Below are 717 nucleotides of genomic sequence, written 5' to 3' on the forward strand. Positions count from 1 at the left end.
TGCACTTAGAATTAATAGTGGACGTCTCTTAGTGTAGAAGTGATAATAATCTTAACTATTAACTAAGAGGTGTCTTTCCATGAGCGAATCAAGACAACGATATAATGAAACTTTTAAACGTGAAGCTGTAAAGTATGTGCAAGAACAGACTAAATCTCTAGAGCATATTGCGGATGAGTTGAATATCAATCCTGGTACCCTTCGTAACTGGTTGGGGAAATATCGGGAGTTTGACCATGAACCTGTGAACAAAGTGGAAAACCTCCGCGAGCAGTCTCAGCTCATTGATGACCAGAAACGGGAAATCGAAGATCTGAAGGAGGAGATCGCGATTCTAAAAAAGGCCATGCACATCTTCAGCAAAGAAAAGAACTGAGGTTTAAGTTCATTGAAGATCACCGCTCYGAGTTTCGATTGGAGAAGATGTGCAAAGTGTTAAAGGTCTCCAAGAGCGGATATTACAAATGGCGAGCAGCTGAGGTCTCTGAGCAGTGCAAACGCAAAGAAGAAATAACAGATCGTATTAAATATCACTTTCAACTCAAGCATGAAATCTATGGCAGCCCACGAATACACAAAGAACTTTTGAAGGAAGGCTTGTGTGTATCGGAACGGACGGTCGGCCTCATTATGCGTGAACAAGGTCTACGCTCTTGTATGGCACGGAAATTTAGAGTTCAAACAACAGATTCGAATCACGATCAGCCGATTGCTCCC

General features: G+C 42.0%; 2 protein-coding genes. Both read left to right on the forward strand.

Annotated features, from left to right (window positions below; genetic code table 11):
- Window positions 1-79: 79 nt before the first annotated feature.
- Window positions 80-376: a transposase gene (locus tag ASL11_RS03230; RefSeq protein WP_056609655.1), complete on the forward strand. Its 297-nt coding sequence runs from the start codon at window positions 80-82 to the stop codon at window positions 374-376.
- A gap of 56 nt (window positions 377-432) precedes the next feature.
- Window positions 433-717, forward strand: a 285-nt coding sequence (locus ASL11_RS36945; RefSeq protein WP_162261620.1) for an IS3 family transposase, incomplete at its 3' end; no start/stop codon positions are given.

Origin of the sequence: Paenibacillus sp. Soil750 (genome assembly GCF_001428045.1) — a bacterium.
GTDB classification, from domain to species: domain Bacteria; phylum Bacillota; class Bacilli; order Paenibacillales; family NBRC-103111; genus Paenibacillus_E; species Paenibacillus_E allorhizoplanae.

What these genes read in the sequence shown, in the direction of transcription:
- ASL11_RS03230 (WP_056609655.1), top strand. Translation starts at nt 80, where the DNA reads ATGAGCGAATCAAGACAACGATATAATGAAACTTTTAAACGTGAAGCT.